Origin of the sequence: Prevotella sp. oral taxon 475, from assembly GCF_018127805.1 — a bacterium.
Taxonomy (GTDB): Bacteria; Bacteroidota; Bacteroidia; order Bacteroidales; family Bacteroidaceae; genus Prevotella.
This window is the reverse complement of the sequence record NZ_CP072334.1, coordinates 1,736,064-1,757,802: the sequence shown is the minus strand read 5'-3', so window position 1 is coordinate 1,757,802 and position 21,739 is coordinate 1,736,064. Positions and strand designations below refer to the sequence as shown.

Sequence of the window (21,739 nt, the reverse complement as noted above, 5' to 3'; positions counted from 1 at the left end):
AACGCTATTATATGAACAAAGTTCTCTACGCATTGCTCTCGGTGGTTGTTCTCGCCTCGTGCGGAAGCAGTTATAACATAGAAGGCACGTCGAATATTTCGACGCTGGATGGCAGTAAGCTTTATCTGAAGGTGCTGAAAGACAATGAATTTAAGAATATAGACTCTTGTGACGTGGTGCACGGCAAGTTTGGATTTTCGGGCTCGTTAGACTCTGTGCGCATTGCCAACATCTTTCGAGACGACGACAGTGTGCTTCCATTGGTGCTCGAAAGCGGAGACATCCAGGTGAAGCTCGACGATGCGCAGCAAATCGTTTCGGGAACGCCGCTCAACGACAAGCTTTTTAAATTTTTCAGTAAATACAATCAGCTTAAAAACCAGGAACAAGAGCTGATACACAAACACGATCAGGCCATTATGAACGGCAGTAACATGGAGGTGGTGAGCGCAAAACTCAGGGCCGAAGCCGTGCGACTGTCGGGCCAGGAAGATCAGCTCGTCACCTCGTTCATCATCGAGAACTTCGATAACGTGCTCGGTCCCGGTGTGTTTTTCATGGTAACGATAGGCTATGAATATCCCGAGCTTACTCCATGGATAGAGGATATAATGAGTAAGGCCACCGATAAGTTTAAGAACGATTCTTATGTGCGCGACTATTACGAGAAAGCACAAGAGAATCAGCAGATTATGAACGGTATGAAAGAGGTGCCCTTGCCTACACAAACAGGCACAACGGCTCCCGCTACATCTGTCAACGCTGCACCGGCACCCACCCCGAACGACTTGGCTAAACCCGATAAACAATGAAAACGTTGATTTTCGGCGGTACGATTGTAAACGAGGGCAGAGCTTTTAAGGGGTCTGTCATCATTGAAGATAGTCGTATCGCCAACGTGATCGAAGGAAACGACATCCCCCGTGACTGCTACGATAAAAGAGTAGATGCCACGGGGGATGTCATTCTGCCTGGTGTGATAGACGACCACGTACATTTTCGGGAACCGGGACTCACCCATAAGGCCGATATCGATAGCGAAAGTAGAGCTGCGGCTTATGGTGGCGTGACCTCGTTCTTCGAAATGCCCAACACCCATCCACAGACCACAACGCTGGAAGCGTGGGAAGAGAAGTTGAAGTTGGGCAGGAAGAGCAGTCGGGTTAACTACAGTTTCTTTTTCGGAGCTACCAATAACAACACTGATTTATTGGCTCAACTCGATCCGCATCGCGTTCCTGGCATTAAGCTTTTTATGGGGTCGAGCACGGGAAACATGCTGGTAGACCGGCGAGAGGTGCTGGAGAAAATCTTCAAAAACGCCTCGCTCCCCATCATGACGCATTGTGAAGACACGTCTATCATCAACTGCAACATGGCGGAAGCGAAACAACTGTATGGCGAAGATCCTGCCGTGACATTGCATCCGCAGATCAGAAGCGAGGAGGCTTGCTGGCGTTCCACGGCTTTAGCGGTGGAGTTGGCTCGCCGGTATGGTGCCCGTCTACACGTGGCCCATCTCACTACAGCGCGCGAACTTGAGTTTTTTGGATCGGACGAACACATCACGGCAGAGGCGGTTGTGCCCCATCTCTATTTCTCGGAAGAGGATTACGCCCGTCTCGGAACGCAAATCAAATGCAATCCTGCCATCAAACGCCGAGCCGATCGTGATGCCTTGCGAGCTGCCTTGACCGATGGACGCATCACTTTGATAGGAACCGACCACGCACCTCACCTGCTTGAAGATAAGAAAGGCGGCTGTGCAAAGGCGGCTTCGGGCATGCCGATGGTGCAGTTTTCGCTTGTCACGATGCTCGAACTGGTGGATGAGGGTGTGTTGAGCCTGGAACGCTTGGTCGAATTGATGTGTCATCACCCTGCGCAGCTATTCGAAGTGCGACGCAGAGGCTTTCTACGAAAGGGCTATCAGGCGGACATTGCCATCGTCAGAAGAGGAGAGCCTTGGACGGTTACTGAAGACGTGATTCAGAGTAAGTGTAAATGGAGCCCTATGCAAGGGCATGAATATCGATGGAAGGTGGTCTATACCTTTTGTAACGGTCATCTTCTGCTCGACGAAAACGGACGATTCGACGACGATTATCGCGGAGAAGAAATCGTGTTCAGGTAGACAATTCGAAGATGAAACTGAAGTATCAGATAAGTGATATACGCCCTTACATCAATTGGTTGTACTTCTTCCATACGTGGGGAATGAATGGAAAGCCGACGGAAGAGAAGGAGAAGTTGCGCGTAGATGCCGAAACGATGCTGAATGAGTGGGAGGGCAAGTATCATACGCATGCGGTCTTCGAGCTTTTTGATGCCAATAGCGATGGCGACGATCTGCTTATCGGTGAGGTCAGACTGCCTTTGCTACGTCAGCAACGAGTCAGAGAGAATGGTGCTCCTAACCTTTGTCTGGCCGATTTCATACGGCCCGTCTCAAGCGGCATCAAAGATAGAGTGGGGGCATTTGCCACTACAGTGGATGCGGCGATGGAAACCGACTATAAATCTGACGACTATCTGCAAATGATGGCGAAGGTCTTGGCCGAGCGTTTGGCCGAGGGTACGGCTGAAAAAATGCACGAAGAGGTGCGGAAAACTTATTGGGGCTATGCACCTGATGAGCAATTGACACCCGAAGATCTGCACCACGAACGCTATCAAGGCATTCGGCCGGCCATTGGTTATCCCTCTTTGCCCGACACCAGCGTCAATTTCATTCTCAACCAGCTCATCGGTATGTCGTCGATAGGTATTCATCTCACGCAGACAGGAATGATGCAGCCCCACGCAAGTGTATCGGGATTGATGTTCTCACACCCGCAATCGAAGTATTTCGACCTGGGAACTATTGGCGAAGACCAGTTGGCCGACTATGCTTCCAGGCGCGGCGTACCGCTGAATCTGATGCGCTGCTTTATTCATTCTTAGTTTTTCTCACTCCCCTTATCCTTTAAGAAAAGATGATTTCAAGAATCCTCCTATTGCTATTGTTACTTATTGTTCTGCCCGATCTGTACGTCGAGTATCGCAACCGGAAGTTCCGAAAGACGGTGCACCCCGGTGTGCGTCTCTTGCGTTGGGGAGTGACAGGCGTATGGGCTTTGTTTACTCTTCTGTTGGGCATGACCAAGAATTTTATTCCTGACAATCGAACCCTGCTCGATGCTTATTTGATTGGGTTGAGCGTGTTTGTCGTTCCGCGGTTCCTGTATATGGTGTGCACGGTTGTGGGGCGGTTGTTGAGTAGATGGCATGGAAGCGCAACTCGATGGGGCCAATGCACAGGATGGATTTTAGCCTTGTTGTGGAGCGGAATCTCGGTCTATGGATGGATGTTTGGCGAGAGACAATTGGTAGTCAATCGGATAGAAATAGGGTCGGAGCAACTTCCTAAGGCTTTCGATGGTTATCGAATCGTGCAGTGGAGCGATGCTCATGTGGGTAGCTTCTTAGGAGGGAGGCGACATTTGTTGGAGCGAGTGGTCGACAGCATCAACGCCCAGCGAGCCGATGCCATTGTGTTCACGGGCGACTTGCAGAACATTCAACCCTCGGAGGTGGCTCCGTTGCGGGGGCTCTTCAGTGGATTGAAGGCCAGGGATGGGGTGTTCTCGGTGTTGGGCAATCATGATTACAGCATGTATATCGATGCGCCCGATGCGGTGAAGGCGGCCAACGAGCGGCAGATGAAGAAGTATCAGCGGCAGATGGGTTGGGATTTGCTGCTCAACGAGCACCGTGTGATACGTCGGGGAGGGGATTCTATCGTCATTGCCGGTGAGGAGAACGACGGTCGACCGCCTTTCCCTTCGCGGGCCAACTTAAAGAAAACGCTGGCCGGAATTTTGCCTTCTGCTTATGTGGTGCTCTTGCAGCACGACCCGTCGGCTTGGCGCAGAAGCATCCTTCCGCAATCGGACGTGCAACTCACCTTGAGCGGACACACACATGGCGGGCAAGTCAGTCTTTTGGGTTTGCGTCCCACTCGTTTCGCTTATCCCGAGGATAAGGGACTTTATACCGAAAATGGTCGTTTGCTCTTCGTCTCGTCGGGTATCGGCGGCCTTGTACCTTTCCGCTTTGGTGTTCCGCCAGAGGTGGTGGTTATCACGTTGAGAAGGAAGTAGGAAGTAGTAAAGAAGTAAGAAGTAAAGAAGTAAGTAGTAAGTAGGAAAGTAGGAAGAAGTAAGTAGGAAGGAATAAATAAGTAGTAAGGTTTAATTTCCTCTACCAACAGAGTAACTTCCTTGTCAACTTATCACCTTGTCACCTCATCACCTCGTCAACTAAAACACAATGAACATTCTCTACCGCATTTATCAGCTTATCGTAGCCCTTCCGGTGATAGCCGTAAGCACATTGCTCACGGCTCTGGTTACCACAGTGGGGTGCCTGTTGGGCAACGGACATTTCTGGGGATACTATCCCGGCAAGTGTTGGTCGTGGCTCATCATTCGCATTCTTCTATTGCCCATTAAGGTAGAAGGGCGCGAGCATCTGCGTCCGGGGCAATCGTATGTTTTCGCGAGTAATCATCAGGGAGCCTTCGATATCTTTATGATTTACGGATTCTTGGGACGCAACTTCAAATGGATGATGAAACATCAGTTGCGTCGTGTGCCTCTTATTGGGATGGCCTGCCAGGCAGCGCATCACATTTTTGTAGACAGACGCAGTACGGCAAAGGTGAAGAAAACCATCGAACAAGCTCGAAACACGCTACACGATGGAATGTCGCTGGTCGTATTTCCCGAGGGAGCGCGCACGTTCACCGGTCATCTTGGTTTGTTCAAGCGTGGTGCTTTCATGTTAGCCGACGAACTGCAACTGCCCATCGTTCCGCTCACCATCAATGGCTCGTTCGACGTGATGCCCCGCACACGTGATCTGAAATGGGTGCGTTGGCATCGGCTCACCCTTACCATCCACGCCCCCATTCAACCGATGGGTCAGGGACCGTTCAACATCAAAGCCCTGGAGGAGAAAAGCTACGAAGTGATTATGAACGGATTGGTGCCCGAATACCGCGGCTTTGTGGCCAATCCCGACCAGTAGATCTATTCAAAGGTGTCCAACACCATTGCTTAAGAGTGTTCAACACCCTTGCTTAAAAGTGTTCAACACTCTTGCTTAAGAGTGTTGAACAATCTTTTCTTTTTTGTTTAAGGTCTTCTCTTGGCAAGTCTTGTCCTTGCGATCCTTCAATTGTTGGTGCATGGTGCATCCCGAACAGCCGTGACAAGGATCGCCGCCATGCGAGAAGGCACGATAGACCTGCCGGGCAACGTAACCCAGAGCTGCCACAAGGATGAGAGCAATAAGAATATATTGTGTCATAGCTTTGTCTCTTTGTTATATGCGGGCAAAGGTAGGGAAAAATGTTTTTTTTCTCTACCTTTGCAGCCATCAAATAAGGACGATATAATGGAGATCAAGAAATCAGCTTTTGTGCTATCGGCCCCTTTGGTGAGCATGTGCCCGAAGGACAACAAAGCCGAATACGCCTTCATCGGGCGGTCGAACGTGGGTAAATCGAGCCTCATCAACATGCTCTGCCAGCATAAGGGACTGGCCAAGACTTCTTCTACACCGGGAAAAACGCTGCTCATCAATCATTTTCTCATTAATGATGCCTGGTATTTAGTAGACCTGCCCGGATATGGATTCGCCCGTCGGTCGAAGTCGGTGCAGAAACAGTTGCAGCAGATGATTTCGGGTTATATCCTGCAGCGCAAGCAGTTGGTCAATCTCTTTGTTCTGATCGACATCCGGCACGAGCAGCAGAAAATCGACCGCGAGTTTATTAACTGGCTCGGTGAGAGCGGCGTGCCCTTCGCCATCGTCTTTACCAAAGCCGACAAACTTGGACCGGTGAAGGCGCGTCAGAATGCTGAGCAGTGGATGAAACAGCTTGAAGATGTGTGGGAGGAGCTGCCGCCCTATTTCATCACGAGTGCCGAGAAGAAGACGGGTCGAGAAGATCTCCTTGCCTATATCGACGATGTGAACCAACGATTGGAGGCAGAGTAGCGTATGGCTCATCCGAAACCGGTTCTCGACGTGCAGAACCTCACCAAGCGGTTCGGCGCGAAAGTGCTTTTCGAAAACATCTCCTTCTCCATTGCTGAAGGGCAACGTGTGGGCCTTATTGCGCAGAATGGAACAGGCAAGTCCACCTTGCTCTCCATCCTCATGGGCGAGGAGGGGCGAGACGGAGGCGAGATGGTCTATCGCAACGGACTGCGGGTGGCCTGTCTGGTTCAGTCGCCTCGGTTCGACGAGCGCGAAACCGTGCTCGAGGCCTGTTTCAATCATCAAGGCGACGAAGAGAAAATACTGAAGGCGAAACAGATTCTCACGCAACTGAAAATTACCGACCTCAACCAGCCGATGGACCAGCTCAGCGGCGGACAGCAAAAACGCGTAGCACTGGCTAACACACTCATCACCGACCCCGACTTCCTCATCCTCGACGAGCCCACCAATCACCTCGACCTCGAAATGATCGAGTGGCTTGAAGGCTTTCTCTCCCGTGGCAACAAGACATTGCTCATGGTGACGCACGACCGCTATTTCCTCGACCGCGTCTGCAATCTCATCATCGAGCTCGACGCCCAGTCGCTCTTCACCTATCAAGGCAACTACGCCTATTATCTCGAAAAGCGGCAGGAGCGGATGGATAACCGCCGAGCCGAACTCCAACACGCCAACAATCTCTATCGCCGCGAACTCGACTGGATGCGCCGTCAGCCCCAGGCCCGCGGACACAAGGCCCGCTACCGCGAGGAAGCTTTCTACGAACTCGAGGCCAAAGCCCGGCAACGCATCGAGGAACGGCAGGTGCGCCTCAAGAGCAAGAACGTCTACATCGGTTCGAAAATCTTCGAGTGTCAGTACGTCTCCAAAGCCTGGTCGGCCGAAAAAGTCATCCTGCGCGACTTCTACTACAACTTCGCCCGCTTCGAGAAGATGGGCATCGTGGGCAACAACGGCACCGGTAAGTCCACCTTTGTCAAGATGCTCCTGGGCGAGGTGCAACCCGACAACGGGCGATTCGACATCGGTGAGACCGTGCGTTTTGGTTATTTCTCGCAAGAAGGATTGAAGTTCGACGAGCAGAAAAAAGTGATCGACGTCGTTGCCGACATCGCCGAATACATCGACCTCGGCGGCGGTCGGCATCTCACGGCCTCGCAGTTTCTTCAGCACTTCCTCTTCACGCCCGAAGAACAGCACAGCTACGTCTACAAACTCAGCGGCGGCGAGCGGCGCAAGCTCCACCTCTGCACGGTGCTCATGCGCAACCCCAATTTCTTAGTGCTCGACGAACCCACCAACGACCTCGACATCAAAACCCTACAGGTGCTCGAAGAATACCTGCAAGACTTTCCCGGTTGCGTCATCATCGTGAGTCACGACCGCTACTTCATGGACAAAGTCGTAGATCATCTGCTCGTTTTTCATGGCGACGGTCAGGTGCAAGACTTTCCGGGAAACTACACACAGTTCAGAGCCTGGAGTCTGCTGCAACCACAGGACGTAACGAAGCCGACCCCGACCCCGGCCCCGGCTGAGAAAAACACCCGCACAACGCCTCGAAGCGACACACGCCGTAAGCTCACCTACAAAGAAAAAACAGAGTTCGAGCGGTTGGACCGAGAGATTGCCGCCCTCGAAACCGAGCAAACCCAGATAGAAACGCTCTTGTGCAGCGGCGAACTCAGCGTCGACCAACTCACCGAGAAAAGTATCCGCCTCTCTGCCCTCAAGGCCGAACTCGACGAGAAAAGTCTTCGCTGGTTGGAGCTAAGTGAGATTTAGCTCCCGCGTTTCATTGCACAACACTCCGGAAGACCACCTCTTGCACGCCAAGAGGTGGTCTTTTCGATATAAGAATCTTTTTTGCTCCTCAAACTGCGGCATTTTGTGCATGAAAATCTTTTTTGAGTCCCAAACTGCGGCATTTTATGCATGAAAATCTTTTTTGAGTCCCAAACTGCGGCATTTTGTGCATGAAAATCTTTTTTGATGCCCAAACGGCGGCCTTTTGTGCACGAAAATCTTTTTTGATACCCAAACGGCGGCCTTTTGTGCACGAAAATCTTTTTTGATACCCAAACGGCGGCCTTTTGTGCATGAAAATCTTTTTTGATATCCAAACGGCGGCCTTTTGTGCATGAAAATCTTTTTTGATACCCAAATGGCGGCCTTTTGTGCATGAAAAACTTTTTCCATCCCCCAAACCTTTCAGGTTTAGGCATGGAAATCTTTTTTGCAATCTCGTCTTCAAAAAGAGGTAGGACGAAACTGCAAGTTGGGTAAGAAAGGATGAAGATATTGGGAAGAAACGATGGCGCTCAACCAAAGACGTGCCCGGTATGAGGCGCGTATCGTTACATCCTTAGACATCAGGGTTAAGAAAAGAGTTGTTGCCAATGGCGGAAGCGTTCGATGCTGTCAGAACCGAATGCTTCGAGGCTTCGCAGAGCTTGTTCGGGTGTTTTCTGTCGGTTGAGATGGGTCTTGCTGAAAAATTTGTCGGCATAGCAGATGAGTTGCTCTTCGAGCGTTTCGGGCAGGAAATCTTGCGGCGGAAGCGGAAGGTGCTGAGCAAGAATGGCGGCGCGGGTGATGCCCGCTCCGGTGTGACGCTCGCAAACGCGGGCATGACGTGGGAATCCTTCGGCACGGAGCATGTCGGCACCGAGACGACCGTGAAGAATATAGGGCGCGGTGCCATGGCAATGGATGCGAGGCGCATCGCAATGAAGAATGCCGATGTCGTGTAGCAGGGCGGCTTCTTCGAGAAACGAGTGGTCGATGGGCAGTTCGGGGTGCCGATGGGCAATGTCAAGTGCGAGCTGGGCAACGCTGCGACTGTGGATGAGGAGGAGCTGACGCAACGGACCGTCGATTCCGTAGTATTTGTCGATGAGTGCTTGTGGATTCATATCTGTGAAGGATAAAAAAGCGGCGCAACCACAGACTTGCGTCTCGATTGCGCCTAAGATTGATTTTAATCGTGTGTGTATCTCTTATTTCCGTTCAATATAGGCCACCACGTCGCCCTTATTCACCTTGCTACCTTGCTTGGCATTGATTTCAACCAACTTGCCACCCAATGCGGCAGGCACGGTAACAATCTCGCCCCAAGTGGCAACAATGTAGCAGAACACTTCGCCTTCCTTATACTCCTTACCGATATAAGGCTCTACGGTAGGTGCACATTCGCCGTCGCCATTGAACTCCCAGAAGAGCTGTCCCTTAACGGGAGCCACCAGCGCATCGGCCTTGGCGTGCTTAAAGGCTGCTAGTTCTTCAACCGACAACTTGCTGCCCATCTTGGCATCCTTCGCCTTTTGCAGGTCGGCCAAGAAGTTCTTCTTAGCCTGTCCACTCTTATAGTTGCGGTATTGTTCAGGGTGCATCGCCAGTTCGAACAGTTCTTCGTTGTCTTGACCATACTCCCAGCCATTCTCGTCCATTTCTTTCTTGAACTCTTCGAGGTTGTTGGGCAGTAGCGTATGCGGATCGGCATCGGTAAATTCGAAACCTTTTTCCTTGGCCAAGGCCACCAGCTCGGGGGCGATGGTGCCAGGAATCTTGCCACTCTTGCCCAAAATCATACCCCACATGGCGTCGTCCATCATCACGAAACGGCCTTTGCCTTGCTCCATGGTGAGGAGGTTCATCAGCGCAATGTTCTTCACATACTGCGAGAATGGCGTTACGAGGGGAGGATAACCCACACGTGGCCATACGTATTCTACCTCGTTGAAGAGGTTGATCAACATGTCGTCGGTAGACAATTCAGGTTCGCCCTTCTTCGTACGAATGCTATTGATGGTGCTGTGTATGCCGGCAAGGTCGGCCATCATACTGCCCATCATTCCGCCGGGCAGACCGCAACCAAGCAACAACGAGCTCATCAGCTTGTTGGCTGGGTTGATAAAGTAGCCCAACCACTCGTCGATGAATTCTTGGGTCAATGCGCGCGCCTTCATGTAAGCACTCATATTGATTTCGGGAACATCGAAGCCTTCGTTCTTCAGCATGCTTTGCACCGAGATAACGTCGGGATGAACCTTACCCCAAGACAGCGGTTCGATGGCCGTATCGATGATGTCGGCACCGTTGTTGCACACTTCCAAGATCGAAGCCATCGACAAACCAGGTCCGGTGTGGCCGTGATACTCGATGATAATCTCAGGATGTTTGTCCTTAATGGCCTTCGTTAGCTGACCCAACAACGCTGGCTGACCGATGCCCGCCATGTCTTTGAGACATATTTCCTTAGCTCCGGCCTCAATCAGTTGGTCGGCAATGTGGCTATAATATTCCAGTGTGTGTACGGGCGAAGTGGTAATACAGAGCGTTCCCTGTGGCGTCATACCTGCTTCGGCCGCCCATTTGATGCTGGGAATGATGTTACGAACGTCGTTCAGTCCGTCGAAAATACGGGGGATATCCACACCCTGGGCGTGCTTCACCTTGTACATCAGCGCACGAACATCGTCGGGCACAGGATACATACGCAAGGCATTGAGTCCACGGTCTAACATGTGGGTTTTGATTCCCACCTCGTTGAACGGCTTACAGAAGGCCCGAACGCCCTCATTGGGGTTTTCGCCAGCCAGCAGGTTCACTTGTTCGAAGGCCCCACCGTTGGTCTCGACGCGCGCAAAGCATCCCATCTCAATAATCACGGGAGCAATACGCTCCAACTGATCTTTACGTGGCTGAAACTTTCCAGAGCTCTGCCACATGTCTCGATATACGAGGCTGAATTGTATTTTCTTTTTCATAAGTTGCTTATACTTTCTCTTCCGTTATATAGATGTAAGAGAATAACGGCTGCAAAAGTAGGCAAAAAAAAACAATTCCGCGCTCTGCGGAATTGTTTTTTTAAGGAGAAGGGAGAAGAGGGATGTCTCTATGGGAAGATGAATTCTATCGGTAGGGTAGAGGCGAGACCTTTCTTTTCCGTATGGTAGTTCCTTTTGTCTTGATGAGTCTTAAACAGAAAGTATCGGTTTGACAATCTCAATACGCATACCCAAGGCCGAGATGATGTTGTAAAACCGAGCGGCACTGGGGATAATTTCTCCATTTTCTACTCTTGAGATATACGACCTTGTTGAGTTTAAACGTTTCGCCAGCTCGCTCTGCGTTACTTTTGCCTCTTTTCTTGCCTCCGATAAGAGTTGTCCGGTGTAGAAGGCATAGGCTTCTTCATCGAATTTTTCTCGTTCCTTGCTTCCCGGTTTCCCGAACTCTAAGTCCAGCTCCTCGCTAATATTTGTCAGCAGATTCTCTTTTGTATGCATAATAATCCTCCATAATTTTAATTGCCTTTTTCAGTTCGGTCTGTGGTGTTTTTTGGGTCTTCTTTTGAAAGCCATTAAACAGAACAACAATTTTGTCGTCGTCGAAGATGAAGAACAGTCGATAGATATTGCTGTCGTATTTCATTCTCAGTTCGTATAATCCTTTCGATAGGTATTTCATGAACTTCACGGGCAACCTGTCTTCTGTTTCTAATAGAGACAGGATGTACTTGACTTTCCTTTGTTCTTTATCGTTCAAAGTTGCCATAAAGTCTTTGTAATAACGACCAAATGCAATGATTTTTCTCCTCATGCGCGTTTCTTAGAAACTGAAAAGATAATGAAACACTTCCTACTTCAAGCCAATTTTATATTGAGCCACAGTTGACGCTTCGATGCAAAGATAGCAAAAGTTTCACGATAATGAAACTTTCCTTTGCCCTTTTCCCCAAGGATCGTTGATACAAGCGAGTGTTTCACCGCTGAATATCGTATGTCTCGAAGCGTTGTTGCGCCATCAACTCATACTTTGTGCCGGGCATTCCATAGTTGGCGTAGGGATAGATACTGATGCCACCGCGGGGAGTAAACAGGCCGACGACCTCGATGTATTTGGGATTCATCAGGCGGACGAGGTCTTTAAGGATGATGTTGATACAGTCTTCGTGGAAGTCGCCATGGTTGCGGAAGCTGAACAGATAGAGTTTCAGACTCTTGCTTTCCACCATTCGTTCGGCCGGAACATAAGCGATTCGGATCTCGGCAAAGTCGGGTTGACCCGTGATGGGGCACAGGGAGGTGAACTCAGGACAGTTGAACCGCACCCAATAGTCATTCTCGGGATGTTTGTTCTCAAAGGTTTCGAGCACCTCGGGTGCATAATCCATGCTGTATTGGGTAGGACTTCCCAAGGATTGAAGTCCTTCTTTTTCTCTTGTGAATGTCATTCTATCAGGCTTTAAATGCTAAACACTCTCCAGATGCTGTAGTTCATGCCGTTGTCGTAGGCATCTTCCTGCTCATATCTCTTCACATATCGCACCACGCGGATGGTGATCGGCAAGACGAGCACTTCGTAGGCCGTCTTCAAAATCACCTGCCAGAACATGAGCCAGGGTAGTTCTGCGGTGGGAATGACACCCCAGAAAGCCAGCGGGAAGAAGATAACCGAGTCGGCCGTCTCACCGAAAACAGTGCTCACCACGGCCCGGAGCGAGAAGTTGCGTCCGCCCGAAGAGAGCTTCATGCGGCTCATGATATAGGCATTGACGAACGACCCGCAGATGAACGCCAGGAACGAAGCTGCCACGATGCGTGGAGCCAAACCAAAGATGGCATGAAAGCCTGCCTCGTTCGTCCAATAAGGTGCACCGGGAATGGCATCGCAGAGTGCGCCGAGCAACACGAAGAAGAAGTTCATCACAAAGCCTACCCAAATCAGCAGGCGAGCTTTGCCATAGCCCCACACCTCGCATACGCAGTCGTTGATGATGTAAGACACGGGGAAGACAATCAGACCGCCCGTCAGAGAGATAGAACCTACCGAGATTTGCTTTGTTTCCAATACGTTTGCCGCTATCAAACAAACGCAAAAGAGAATGCTGAAAAGCATAAACAGCACACTCACTTGATTGTTTTTTTTATTCATTATTCTTGTTTTTAAAGAGGTTATTCAAGCACTCTGTTGTCTTTTTGACGACTGCAAAGTTAACATTTTTCTTTGTTTTCGCACCCTTGTATCGTTTTTATCTGTATTTTTGCATTGACAATCTTGCCGGTTTTACTTGTGATAATAGCCGTTTAGCAACTCGACAGACCGGCTCCACCAAGTCATTAAAACGTAATCAACGATGATAAAACTATTTTTATGCTCCTATTTTGCAGGCGTATCGGCACTACTCCCACCCTTTGCTGGTAAAAAGTTAGAAGGGAAAACAGTGGCATTTATCCCCACTGCGAGCCTTCACGAGCCTTATAAAGATTATGTTAAAGAAGGAAAGCAAGCCTTGCTGGCATTAGGATTGAAGGTAAAAGAACTTGAAGTAGGCAACGCATCGAAAGAGGAAATTGCCCAAACACTGGACGAAAGTGATTTGATTTATGTATCGGGAGGCAACACTTTCTTTCTTTTACAGGAGTTGATGCGGAAAGAGGCCGACGTTTTGCTTACCCGTCAGATAAAAGCAGGCAAGTTATACATCGGCGAATCGGCAGGTGCTATGATTCTTTCGCCCAATATTGGGTATGCAAAAGAGATGGATAATGCCGAAGAAGCAGCACCTCAGTTGCGTAATTTCGATGCTCTGTGTCTCGTCAACTTTTACCCTTTGCCTCACTATAAGAGTTTTCCATTTGAGGAGCTCACTGATAACATCCTCAAGAATCATTCCGAAATTCCATTTAAACCTATCACCAATGTACAAGTTATCTGTGTAAATGGAGATTTGGTGACGGTTGAAGAAGCGTTGAAAGAATAGCCCATGTCAAGCGAGAGAATTTGAAAATGAGTCGACTCTGTAAGTTATTTATATATAAGACGTTGCAAAGCCGTTTGCAAAAGCTTAGCTTTCGCATGTCGTTTTCTTAGCTTTTACCCTCTATTCTCTTAGCTTTTGCATCGCATTCTCTTAGCTTTTGCAAATCCGTCTAACATAAAAAAGACATCATGAAGAAAGTAAAACTCACACAATGGCTGCTCTGCGGCATGCTGTTTTCGACGCTGTTATCGGCTTTCAGTTGCGAAGACGATATTGATCTGACCGAAGAACGCTTCGTCTACAGCAATGGAGATGTGCCCGAAAGTAAGTATCTCACCACCATTCCCACCTCTTATTTCCAATCGAATATCAAGGGTCATGGGTGGGAAATGCGCAATATCTATGTCATTCATGCAGCTACGGGAACACTCAAACAATTCTCTCCTGTCGAGAAAGTCGCTGAGGTGTCTCATCATCTCTATTTCAGTGGCGACAGTCTCTTTGTTTTTAAAACGAAAAACGGGCGGAACGTCTATACGGGAAAGCCCTATCAATATGCGCCCGAAAGGAATTTGGTGAGAAGCGAGGCCCTTCCTTATCTTCAAATCGAGGAGGCTGGCGATCTGTGGAGATTCCCGTTGCCGATGGATCCCAGGTCGATGATCAACGGTAGATTGCTGACGGTAGAATATCTCTTTACCGAATCGTCGGGGAAAAAGATCTACGGACTGGTGCTGTACGATCAAATGGCAACGGAAGAGGTAAAAGCTCTGTTTAGATTTTATGCAAAGGAGAACTGACAAATGAAAGCAAGGATATGGATCATCGCTGTATTGGCGATATGGTTTGGGCGGTTGGGAGCACAAGAAAAGGTGGTTACGCCCTTTGTAAGGATGGGATTGACGAGTGGATTTCTCGCTTCGCGGGGTAACGCAGGTATGCCCATAGGATTTCATCTCGGGGCTGGTGCACAGATAAGGCTCCTCTCCAGCGGTCGATTCCATCTACAACCGGCTCTTGAGATTTATCAAAAAGGTGGCACATTAGAGGCTGATTATGGTGGAAAGGTCACCATCCGCGGCTTGTATCTACAACTTCCGGTAGACGCACTCTTGCAGTTTCATCCCGGACAAACCACCTATATCAGTCTCGGTGTTGGTCCTTATGTGGGTTATGGCATAGGCGGCACAACGCATGCAACACCTGGTTTGTATTTCTATCGGCACATCCCTGTGGATCGTCACTATTCTACCTTTGGTTCAGAAGTGAACATGCGTCGTTGGGATACAGGTTTGCACGTTTTGACGCAGGTGGAGTTCCATCGCTATTTTGTGGGAGCCGGCTTCCAAATCGGTTTTCTCGCCATTGATAAAAGAGAATGGAGCAACACCTACGAATTGGGTTCTCCTTGCGCGTTGAACCTCTATGCTGGCTATCGATTCTAAATTTTCGTCAATATATAGGACTGCTCTGATGAATCAAAGACAACAGACAAGGATGATCAAATTTCTTTTCTCCTTTTTCCTCTTTGGTCTTACGATTCCTGTTTCGGGAGTCGAGAAGACGCAACAATACTGGTATCGCTCTTTGTTACCTGAAATAAAAACCGAGGTAAAGCCTCTTTTGCAAACAGCTTGGGGGCAGAACGCACCCTATAACCTCCTGTGTCCGCAGGCTCCCGGCAGCAGTGTGCATTGCAAAACAGGCTGCGTGGCAACGGCCATGGCACAGGTCATGAAGTTTTATGCTTATCCCGAAGCGGGGAAAGGGCAGATTTCGTACACTTATAATGGAGATGACCGCCGTCCGTATGCCGTTGAAGTCCACTTCGACAAACACCAATACGACTGGACGAAGATGGAGAACGTTTATCGCCCGCTCTCTTCTTATCCTGAAGAAAAGCGCATGGCGGTGGCTCAACTCATGGCCGATTGCGGCGCAGCGGTCAAGATGCAGTATGGAAAATGGGACAGTGGGGCGTTCGAAATGGATATTGCACCTGCCATGAAGACGCATTTCGGATATGATGATGAGGCTGTTTACATGTCGTCCATGCTTCATGAAATCGACGATAGTACGTGGTTCACCACGCTGTTTAAGGAGCTTTCAGCGGGCCGACCTGTGATCTATGGCGGCATAACGACGAGTTATCTCGCCCATTGCTTTGTGGTAGACGGCTACGACAGTGAGGGAAAGGTGCACGTTGTCTACGGATTGGGCGAGTATGAAGATGGATTTGTGCTGTTGAAAGAGATAGCTTTTAAATACGGACAGTCGATGATTGTGCGGTTACATCCGCCCAAAACAAGTACGAAAGTAGAACGAGCGGTGCAAGAAAAACCGTCTGCCCAGCAGCAGATTTTTGCTATTGATGGAACGCGCTCTGCCTGTTTGCACCGCGGTATCAACGTTGTGCGCGATGAAAACAAGCGTGTACGCAAAGTGCTGGTGAAGTAACGGCCAGCTCTTTGCAGACACGCTTTCTTTTGTTTCATTTGAAAGTCGATGCCGAAACAGGTGTGGCGATGTTGCCAATGTTTATTGGCGAACATTCGAAAGGTCGCTCTATGGCAAGGTGAGCCGACCATTGTGCCACTTCTTTTTGTGCTACGCTCAACCCTTTCGGCGCAAATTTGTTACCCACAACATTCGTTTTAAACAGACATTCGAACCATGTACAGGCTGCGGTATAACGTCCCAGCACCAGGTCGAGATGGAAACCGTCGCGGTTAAGATGGTCGCCAACGAACGAAGTACGGGCGTTTTGAATGGCTGTACCCACGGGAACAAAGAGACTAAAGTGGGTGTTTTCTTTCTTTAAACGTTGCGCACCTTCAACAATAGCATGATACATCTTGCCCTGATTGCAGTCGTAGTTGGCAAATCCGCCATGTGTTGAGTTCTGCGCATAGGCCCAAGTAACGTGCCAAATCAGCTTAGTCGTGGCGGGAACACGTGCCCGAACGTAAGCGATAAGACTGTCTAAATAGGGCTGGAAGCTACTGTACACGCCCGAAAGCTGACTAACCTGTTGCAAACTAACGTAATCCCATTGTTCGTCGCGTAAGGCCTTGTCGAGCGTATAGTTGGCTGTACGAGTCATTTTTCCGTCTATTCCTATCTTGCGATAGTTGTAGTCGGGCTTGTCATTACGTGCATTGTCGCAATGTCTTTCTAACGAACAACCGCCAATATACATGTTACCGATCACCATCCGGTGCCCCGTGGCTGCTGCTAACTCAAAGAGGTTCTGTTCAATGGCATCTTCCGAGAAACTGTTTCCAATGGCCAACAACTTCAAAGGCTTACCTGCAAAGGCCACTTGAACACACAATACGAACACCAACGACAGGCTGAAAGCTAGTCCGCAACTACTTATTGCAAAACGTTTCCTCTGCATATCTTCTTTATTTAAGGGTTAAGTTGTTTTCAATTGTCTATTTGGTCAACTTCAATCTCAAGCTATTGAGCACCACACTCACGCTCGAAAAGGCCATAAGGGCACTGGCCCACATCGGCGTAATCTGAAAGTCGATACCGAAAACATGAGGTAATCCGGCGGCCAAAGGGATGCAGACGATGTTGTAAATAAAAGCCCAGAAGAGGTTTTGAGCTATCATCGAAGTGGTTTTTCGGCTCAAACGGATGGCCTGCGGAATGCGTCTCAGGTCGTCGCCCATGAGTGTAGCCTGTGCGGCATCTATGGCAACGTCGGTTCCTTTACCCATAGCGATACCCACATCGGCCAGTGCCAGTGCTTGGGTATCATTGATGCCGTCGCCCACCATGGCCACTTTGTGTCCGACTGCTTGCAGTTGGCGCACTTTATTTTCTTTGTCTTGCGGAAGAACCCTACTGCAATAATGGTCGATACCTGCCTGTTGGGCCCAATATTGCGCCGCTTCTTCCTTGTCGCCGCTCATCATATACACCTCTATACCCAACTTTCTTAGTTCTTCCATCGCCTCTCGGGCGTGGGGTTTCAGGGTTTCTCGTTGCTCCAAAGGCAAGACATCGGCCTTAGTAAAGTCGATGTTTTGGTTGGGAACAGTAAGCGTTCCTGTCTTGTCTATCACCATAGCATCGATGCTTTTGAGGCTCTCCAGGGCCGAAGCATCCTTAATAAGTACATTCATCTGTGCCGCTTTGCCGATAGAAACCATCAAGGCCGTGGGTGTGGCCAGGCCCATGGCGCATGGACAGGCGATAACCAGCACTGCCACCGCCGAGAGAAGAGCTTGCGGAAGAGCTGTATAGCCACCCGCGATCCACCAAAGTGAGAACGTTATCAAGGCAATGATGCCCACCGTGGGCACAAAGATGCGTGCCACACGGTCTACCGTTCGTTGCACGGGAGCCTTGCTTCCCTGCGCCTGCTGCACCATTTTGATGATTTGTGCCAGGGCCGTATGTTCGCCAATCTGCTGCGCTTTAAACCTCAACTTGCCTTGTGAAACCATTGTTCCGGCCAGCACTTTCGCACCTTTTTGCTTAAGAGCGGGGGTGGGTTCGCCCGTAATCATGCTCTCGTCTACATACGCTCCGCCTGTTGTCATAAAGCTCTCGGCCTGTGTCACTTCGCCATCCACCGGCACTTTCTCGCCGGCACGCACCTCAAGAATGTCCCCCCGACTGATGGTGGCAATGGGAACATCATGCAGTTCGTCGCCGTCGACGAGCCGGGCTGTCTTCGGAGCCAGGCCCATCAGCTGTCGAATGCTACCTGCCGTCTCGTCTTTGGCTCGCTCTTCCAACAGTCGTCCTGTGAGCACAAAGGTGATAATCATCACCGAAGCGTCGAAATACGTATGCCATTGGATGCCCCGTGCACCCCAAACCGCTTCTCCCCAAAAAGTATTAAAGGTACTGAAGAGGAAAGCAATGCCCGTAGACAGAGCAACCAGTGAGTCCATATTGGCCGATCCATGACGCAGTTGCAACCATGCCCGAGTGAAGAAATCGCGACCGCAAACGGCGAAGTTAGCCAGTGAGAGGAGTAATGCCAGTTGGTGGTTCGCCTCTTTTGATCCGACGGAAATCCAACCCATCGACACACTCATGCAAAGAAAGGCGAAGAGCCATGATAGCAATGTCTTCCTCTTCAATCTTGAAAACTCGCGCCGTTCGATGGCTTCTGCCGATTGTTGGACCTCTATCACGAGATCGTAACCTATTCCGTTGACCTCCTTTTTCATATCCTCAAGACTGATTTCCTCGGGTTCGAACTCTACCCAAGCCGTTCTGCCCGGTAGATTGATTGTTGCTGTCTTAACGCCTTTCAGCGAATTGAGTTTCCTTTCAATATGGGCCGAGCAAGCCGAACAGGCCATGCCCACCACAGGAATCGTTCTTTTCTCCATATTTTTCCTTTTTATCGGACCATTTCCGGCTGTTTATCGATGCGCCGAAGTCAAGCAAATACCTGTTGACAGTTGTCGATCGAACATCTACTGCTGCCAGATATAGACAGCCGTGGTCACTTATCTCTATTTCTTTTTGCAGCAATATGTGTGCCTAAAAATACTTCATTCTGCTATTTTTGTCAGTCGTTGGCTGATGGTCTTTTGGGACAATGGCTGGGTGGAGCTCTGACTTCAAGAAGTAAAAAGAAAAGAATGCATTTAACACTTTTACCCTTTCGCCATTCGCGTAGAAATCAACAACCGTTCTCTTGGCTGCAAATATGCGATTCTTAGGTGTAATTGAGTATCAGGGAGTTATAGAGAGAGTGCTCATAAAAAATACCTTTTTCGGGCAGAAAAAGCTCCTTTTTACCGTACAAAAACCTGTTTCCGTAATGCAAAAAGAGGCTTTTGGACGTGCAAAAGCTTAGCTTTTGAGTGGCGATCTCTTAGTTTTTGCCAGTGGAAAGCTCTGTTTTTGCCTTGTCGACTCCTATTTTTCGCCTCCTTTCTCTCCAGATTGAGAATTTTATTTGTAAAGGAAATAAAAAACGAATACTCCCCTCTACGATTCCATTCGGGGAGCATCGATATGTTCTTTTCCGGAACTTTCTCTGCGATAGGGAGGTTTCGTCAAGTCTTCGAACGGGTTAAATTAGAAAGCGGATGGGAAAGAACCAGAATAAATTCTGTATCTTTGCAGAAACATTTTTAGTCAAATCAATGGGTGAATACATCGTTTCGGCGCGCAAATACCGGCCCATGTCGTTCGACTCTGTTGTGGGGCAGAATGCTCTTACCACAACGTTGAAGAATGCAGTGAAGAGCGGGAAGTTGGCGCACGCTTACCTTTTTTGCGGTCCGAGAGGCGTGGGTAAAACCACTTGCGCACGTATCTTTGCAAAAGCCATCAATTGTCAGACTCCCACGGCTGAGGGAGAAGCCTGCAATCACTGCGAAAGCTGCGAAGCTTTCAACCAACAGCGGTCGTATAACATCTTCGAATTGGATGCGGCCAGCAACAACTCGGTAGAAAATATCAAAACTCTGATGGAGCAAACACGCATCCCGCCGCAGGTGGGACGCTATAAAGTGTTCATCATCGACGAGGTGCACATGCTGTCTACAGCGGCCTTCAATGCTTTCTTAAAAACGCTGGAAGAGCCGCCTGCACATGTTATCTTTATCCTTGCAACCACCGAAAAACATAAGATTCTGCCCACAATCATTTCTCGTTGTCAGATTTACGATTTTGAGAGAATGACCGTTCAAGGCATTATCGATCACCTCAAGGGCGTTGCTCAGAAAGAAGGCGTGACGTATGAAGAGGAGGCCTTGGCCGTGATTGCCGAGAAAGCAGACGGCGGAATGCGGGATGCGCTTTCTATTTTCGACCAGGCCGCCAGTTTTTGTCAGGGCAATATCACCTACGAAAACGTGATTGCCGACCTCAATGTGCTCGATAGCGACAATTATTTCAATCTCATCGACTTGGCTGTAGATAATCAGGTGAGCGATATGATGGTGCTGCTCAACGATTTGATGGGCAAGGGTTTCGATGGCGGAAACCTCATCAACGGTCTGGCCAGTCATGTTCGCAATGTGCTCATGGCTAAAGATGAGGCTACGCTTCCATTACTCGAGGTGAGTCAATGCCAACGGGAACGCTACCAACAGCAGGCAAAAAAATGTCCGGCTCCTTTTCTTTATAAGGCGTTGGAACTGATGAACAACTGCGACATTCACTACCGGCAGAGCAGCAACAAACGCTTATTGGTGGAGCTGACGTTGATTCAGGTGGCGCAGATCACGCAACCCGACGATGAAGTTGGTGCGGGGCGTAGCCCTAAGAGTTTGAAATCCCTGTTCGGAAAAAAAGCCATTCCCCAACCGAAACCGGCTATACAGGTGGCCGGTGGGGAGAAAACGGAGGTGAATCAACACATGGCGACACCTCCAATCGAGTCTGTCGGTAGTGATGAAAACCATCCCTCTGCCGAGGAAAAGGTCGTTTCTACATCGACCATTGCCCCGGGTGCACGCCTCAAACTGGGAGGGATGGGCACCTCTTTTGCCGACTTACGGAACGGGCCCGGTAAGCCTTCTTATCTTCAGAAAGAAGCTGAGGTGGAGAATAAAGATGAGAATACCACATTCTCCCAAGACGAATTGGAGTTGCAATGGATGTCGATGTGCAACCGAATGCCACAGGAGTTAACGGCCATGGCGGCGAGAATGAAAAACATGAAACCACGTATTACTGAGTTTCCGCAGGTGGAAGTCCTGGCAGACAACGAGATGGTGCTGGAGGAAATCCATAAATTGAAAAGCAGAATACGTTCAACACTGTCGAAAACACTGCATAATGGCAGTATTGAACTTAATATCCGACTGGCAAAAGTGGAAGAAATGAAAAAGCTGCTCACCCCTAAAGAAACCTTTGAAAACCTGCGTCAGAGCAATCCTGCCATAGAAAAACTACGCCACGCCTTAGACTTGGAACTATCCTAAGGCGGCC

22 protein-coding genes are annotated in these 21,739 nt (G+C 49.4%); 12 read left to right on the top strand and 10 right to left on the bottom strand.

The features are described from left to right. The first annotated feature begins 11 nt into the window (after positions 1-11). The 5 genes from J5A66_RS06995 to J5A66_RS06975 all read left to right on the top strand — a co-directional run bounded on the left by J5A66_RS06995 (position 12) and on the right by J5A66_RS06975 (position 5,070). Entirely contained in the window at positions 12-812 is an 801-nt protein-coding gene (locus J5A66_RS06995) for a DUF4369 domain-containing protein (RefSeq protein WP_211789945.1), read from the top strand. Then, positions 809-2,134 (top strand): dihydroorotase, encoded by a 1,326-nt coding sequence (locus J5A66_RS06990; protein ID WP_211789944.1) that lies wholly within the window; start codon positions 809-811, stop codon positions 2,132-2,134. Before J5A66_RS06995 ends, J5A66_RS06990 begins: the two co-directional genes overlap by 4 nt. A gap of 11 nt (positions 2,135-2,145) precedes the next feature. After that, positions 2,146-2,943 (top strand): vitamin B12 dependent-methionine synthase activation domain-containing protein, encoded by a 798-nt coding sequence (locus tag J5A66_RS06985; protein WP_211789943.1) that lies wholly within the window; start codon positions 2,146-2,148, stop codon positions 2,941-2,943. A gap of 32 nt (positions 2,944-2,975) precedes the next feature. Beyond that, on the top strand, positions 2,976-4,142 hold the full coding sequence (locus J5A66_RS06980) for a metallophosphoesterase (RefSeq protein WP_211789942.1): 1,167 nt from the start codon (positions 2,976-2,978) through the stop codon (positions 4,140-4,142). A gap of 169 nt (positions 4,143-4,311) precedes the next feature. Beyond that, positions 4,312-5,070: a 1-acyl-sn-glycerol-3-phosphate acyltransferase gene (locus tag J5A66_RS06975; RefSeq protein WP_211789941.1), complete on the top strand. Its 759-nt coding sequence runs from the start codon at positions 4,312-4,314 to the stop codon at positions 5,068-5,070. Positions 5,071-5,145: 75 nt separating this feature from the next. On the opposite strand, the gene J5A66_RS06970 is transcribed toward J5A66_RS06975, so the two are convergent. Then, positions 5,146-5,352, bottom strand: a complete 207-nt coding sequence (locus tag J5A66_RS06970; protein WP_211789940.1) for a FeoB-associated Cys-rich membrane protein — start codon at positions 5,350-5,352, stop codon at positions 5,146-5,148. An 87-nt stretch (positions 5,353-5,439) separates the two neighbouring features. On the opposite strand from J5A66_RS06970, the gene yihA reads away from it, so the two are divergent. Together yihA and J5A66_RS06960 are read left to right on the top strand one after the other, a co-directional pair. Further along, positions 5,440-6,045, top strand: coding sequence for a ribosome biogenesis GTP-binding protein YihA/YsxC (yihA, locus tag J5A66_RS06965; protein WP_211789939.1), 606 nt, complete (start codon positions 5,440-5,442; stop codon positions 6,043-6,045). Positions 6,046-6,048: 3 nt separating this feature from the next. Then, positions 6,049-7,836, top strand: coding sequence for an ABC-F family ATP-binding cassette domain-containing protein (locus J5A66_RS06960; protein ID WP_211789938.1), 1,788 nt, complete (start codon positions 6,049-6,051; stop codon positions 7,834-7,836). Here J5A66_RS06960 and J5A66_RS06955 read toward each other — a convergent pair. From J5A66_RS06955 to J5A66_RS06925, 7 genes are all read right to left on the bottom strand, one after another. Continuing rightward, on the bottom strand, positions 7,833-8,276 hold the full coding sequence (locus J5A66_RS06955; protein ID WP_211789937.1) for a hypothetical protein: 444 nt from the start codon (positions 8,274-8,276) through the stop codon (positions 7,833-7,835). The two genes, J5A66_RS06960 and J5A66_RS06955, sit on opposite strands and share 4 nt — an antisense overlap. A gap of 153 nt (positions 8,277-8,429) precedes the next feature. Next, the gene (locus J5A66_RS06950; RefSeq protein WP_211789936.1) at positions 8,430-8,966 is read right to left on the bottom strand and encodes an HD domain-containing protein; all 537 of its coding nucleotides are present in this window, start codon (positions 8,964-8,966) and stop codon (positions 8,430-8,432) included. Between the two features lie 84 nt (positions 8,967-9,050). Continuing rightward, complete coding sequence (locus J5A66_RS06945) at positions 9,051-10,820, bottom strand: oxaloacetate decarboxylase (RefSeq protein ID WP_211789935.1); 1,770 nt, start codon at positions 10,818-10,820, stop codon at positions 9,051-9,053. Between the two features lie 210 nt (positions 10,821-11,030). Then, on the bottom strand, positions 11,031-11,342 hold the full coding sequence (locus tag J5A66_RS06940; RefSeq protein ID WP_211789934.1) for a helix-turn-helix domain-containing protein: 312 nt from the start codon (positions 11,340-11,342) through the stop codon (positions 11,031-11,033). Then, the gene (locus J5A66_RS06935; protein ID WP_211789933.1) at positions 11,308-11,655 is read right to left on the bottom strand and encodes a type II toxin-antitoxin system RelE/ParE family toxin; all 348 of its coding nucleotides are present in this window, start codon (positions 11,653-11,655) and stop codon (positions 11,308-11,310) included. Before J5A66_RS06935 ends, J5A66_RS06940 begins: the two co-directional genes overlap by 35 nt. A 163-nt stretch (positions 11,656-11,818) precedes the next feature. After that, on the bottom strand, positions 11,819-12,289 hold the full coding sequence (gene queF / locus J5A66_RS06930; protein WP_211789932.1) for a preQ(1) synthase: 471 nt from the start codon (positions 12,287-12,289) through the stop codon (positions 11,819-11,821). Positions 12,290-12,300: 11 nt separating this feature from the next. Continuing rightward, on the bottom strand, positions 12,301-12,990 hold the full coding sequence (locus J5A66_RS06925) for a queuosine precursor transporter (RefSeq protein ID WP_211789931.1): 690 nt from the start codon (positions 12,988-12,990) through the stop codon (positions 12,301-12,303). Positions 12,991-13,192: 202 nt separating this feature from the next. On the opposite strand from J5A66_RS06925, the gene J5A66_RS06920 reads away from it, so the two are divergent. The 4 genes from J5A66_RS06920 (at position 13,193) to J5A66_RS06905 (ending at position 16,276) form a co-directional block, all read left to right on the top strand. After that, a complete protein-coding gene (locus J5A66_RS06920) occupies positions 13,193-13,819 on the top strand; it encodes a Type 1 glutamine amidotransferase-like domain-containing protein (RefSeq protein ID WP_211789930.1) in 627 nt (208 codons plus the stop codon). 188 nt (positions 13,820-14,007) lie between these two features. Next, positions 14,008-14,619 carry a hypothetical protein gene (locus J5A66_RS06915; RefSeq protein ID WP_211789929.1) on the top strand — a complete coding sequence of 204 codons (612 nt, stop codon included), beginning with the start codon at positions 14,008-14,010 and terminating at the stop codon, positions 14,617-14,619. Positions 14,620-14,622: 3 nt separating this feature from the next. Further along, on the top strand, positions 14,623-15,264 hold the full coding sequence (locus tag J5A66_RS06910; protein WP_211789928.1) for an outer membrane beta-barrel protein: 642 nt from the start codon (positions 14,623-14,625) through the stop codon (positions 15,262-15,264). Positions 15,265-15,316: 52 nt separating this feature from the next. Then, positions 15,317-16,276 (top strand): C10 family peptidase, encoded by a 960-nt coding sequence (locus tag J5A66_RS06905; protein WP_211789927.1) that lies wholly within the window; start codon positions 15,317-15,319, stop codon positions 16,274-16,276. 34 nt (positions 16,277-16,310) lie between these two features. Here the strand turns inward: J5A66_RS06905 and J5A66_RS06900 are convergent, their stop codons facing one another. Both J5A66_RS06900 and J5A66_RS06895 read right to left on the bottom strand, forming a co-directional pair. Beyond that, entirely contained in the window at positions 16,311-17,219 is a 909-nt protein-coding gene (locus J5A66_RS06900; protein ID WP_211789926.1) for a DUF4886 domain-containing protein, read from the bottom strand. A 37-nt stretch (positions 17,220-17,256) separates the two neighbouring features. Then, the gene (locus tag J5A66_RS06895; protein WP_211789925.1) at positions 17,257-19,179 is read right to left on the bottom strand and encodes a cation-translocating P-type ATPase; all 1,923 of its coding nucleotides are present in this window, start codon (positions 19,177-19,179) and stop codon (positions 17,257-17,259) included. A gap of 765 nt (positions 19,180-19,944) precedes the next feature. Here J5A66_RS06895 and J5A66_RS06890 point away from each other — a divergent pair. Continuing rightward, entirely contained in the window at positions 19,945-21,732 is a 1,788-nt protein-coding gene (locus J5A66_RS06890) for a DNA polymerase III subunit gamma/tau (protein ID WP_211789924.1), read from the top strand. Positions 21,733-21,739 lie beyond the last annotated feature (7 nt).

Bases quoted from the DNA above. Each gene is read 5' to 3' on its own strand.
- J5A66_RS06995 (WP_211789945.1), top strand. From the start codon at position 12: ATGAACAAAGTTCTCTACGCATTGCTCTCGGTGGTTGTTCTCGCCTCG.
- J5A66_RS06990 (WP_211789944.1), top strand. From the start codon at position 809: ATGAAAACGTTGATTTTCGGCGGTACGATTGTAAACGAGGGCAGAGCT.
- J5A66_RS06985 (WP_211789943.1), top strand. From the start codon at position 2,146: ATGAAACTGAAGTATCAGATAAGTGATATACGCCCTTACATCAATTGG.
- J5A66_RS06980 (WP_211789942.1), top strand. From the start codon at position 2,976: ATGATTTCAAGAATCCTCCTATTGCTATTGTTACTTATTGTTCTGCCC.
- J5A66_RS06975 (WP_211789941.1), top strand. From the start codon at position 4,312: ATGAACATTCTCTACCGCATTTATCAGCTTATCGTAGCCCTTCCGGTG.
- J5A66_RS06970 (WP_211789940.1), bottom strand. From the start codon at position 5,352: ATGACACAATATATTCTTATTGCTCTCATCCTTGTGGCAGCTCTGGGT.
- yihA (WP_211789939.1), top strand. From the start codon at position 5,440: ATGGAGATCAAGAAATCAGCTTTTGTGCTATCGGCCCCTTTGGTGAGC.
- J5A66_RS06960 (WP_211789938.1), top strand. From the start codon at position 6,049: ATGGCTCATCCGAAACCGGTTCTCGACGTGCAGAACCTCACCAAGCGG.
- J5A66_RS06955 (WP_211789937.1), bottom strand. From the start codon at position 8,276: ATGCCTAAACCTGAAAGGTTTGGGGGATGGAAAAAGTTTTTCATGCAC.
- J5A66_RS06950 (WP_211789936.1), bottom strand. From the start codon at position 8,966: ATGAATCCACAAGCACTCATCGACAAATACTACGGAATCGACGGTCCG.
- J5A66_RS06945 (WP_211789935.1), bottom strand. From the start codon at position 10,820: ATGAAAAAGAAAATACAATTCAGCCTCGTATATCGAGACATGTGGCAG.
- J5A66_RS06940 (WP_211789934.1), bottom strand. From the start codon at position 11,342: ATGCATACAAAAGAGAATCTGCTGACAAATATTAGCGAGGAGCTGGAC.
- J5A66_RS06935 (WP_211789933.1), bottom strand. From the start codon at position 11,655: ATGAGGAGAAAAATCATTGCATTTGGTCGTTATTACAAAGACTTTATG.
- queF (WP_211789932.1), bottom strand. From the start codon at position 12,289: ATGACATTCACAAGAGAAAAAGAAGGACTTCAATCCTTGGGAAGTCCT.
- J5A66_RS06925 (WP_211789931.1), bottom strand. From the start codon at position 12,990: ATGAATAAAAAAAACAATCAAGTGAGTGTGCTGTTTATGCTTTTCAGC.
- J5A66_RS06920 (WP_211789930.1), top strand. From the start codon at position 13,193: ATGATAAAACTATTTTTATGCTCCTATTTTGCAGGCGTATCGGCACTA.
- J5A66_RS06915 (WP_211789929.1), top strand. From the start codon at position 14,008: ATGAAGAAAGTAAAACTCACACAATGGCTGCTCTGCGGCATGCTGTTT.
- J5A66_RS06910 (WP_211789928.1), top strand. From the start codon at position 14,623: ATGAAAGCAAGGATATGGATCATCGCTGTATTGGCGATATGGTTTGGG.
- J5A66_RS06905 (WP_211789927.1), top strand. From the start codon at position 15,317: ATGATCAAATTTCTTTTCTCCTTTTTCCTCTTTGGTCTTACGATTCCT.
- J5A66_RS06900 (WP_211789926.1), bottom strand. From the start codon at position 17,219: ATGCAGAGGAAACGTTTTGCAATAAGTAGTTGCGGACTAGCTTTCAGC.
- J5A66_RS06895 (WP_211789925.1), bottom strand. From the start codon at position 19,179: ATGGAGAAAAGAACGATTCCTGTGGTGGGCATGGCCTGTTCGGCTTGC.
- J5A66_RS06890 (WP_211789924.1), top strand. From the start codon at position 19,945: ATGGGTGAATACATCGTTTCGGCGCGCAAATACCGGCCCATGTCGTTC.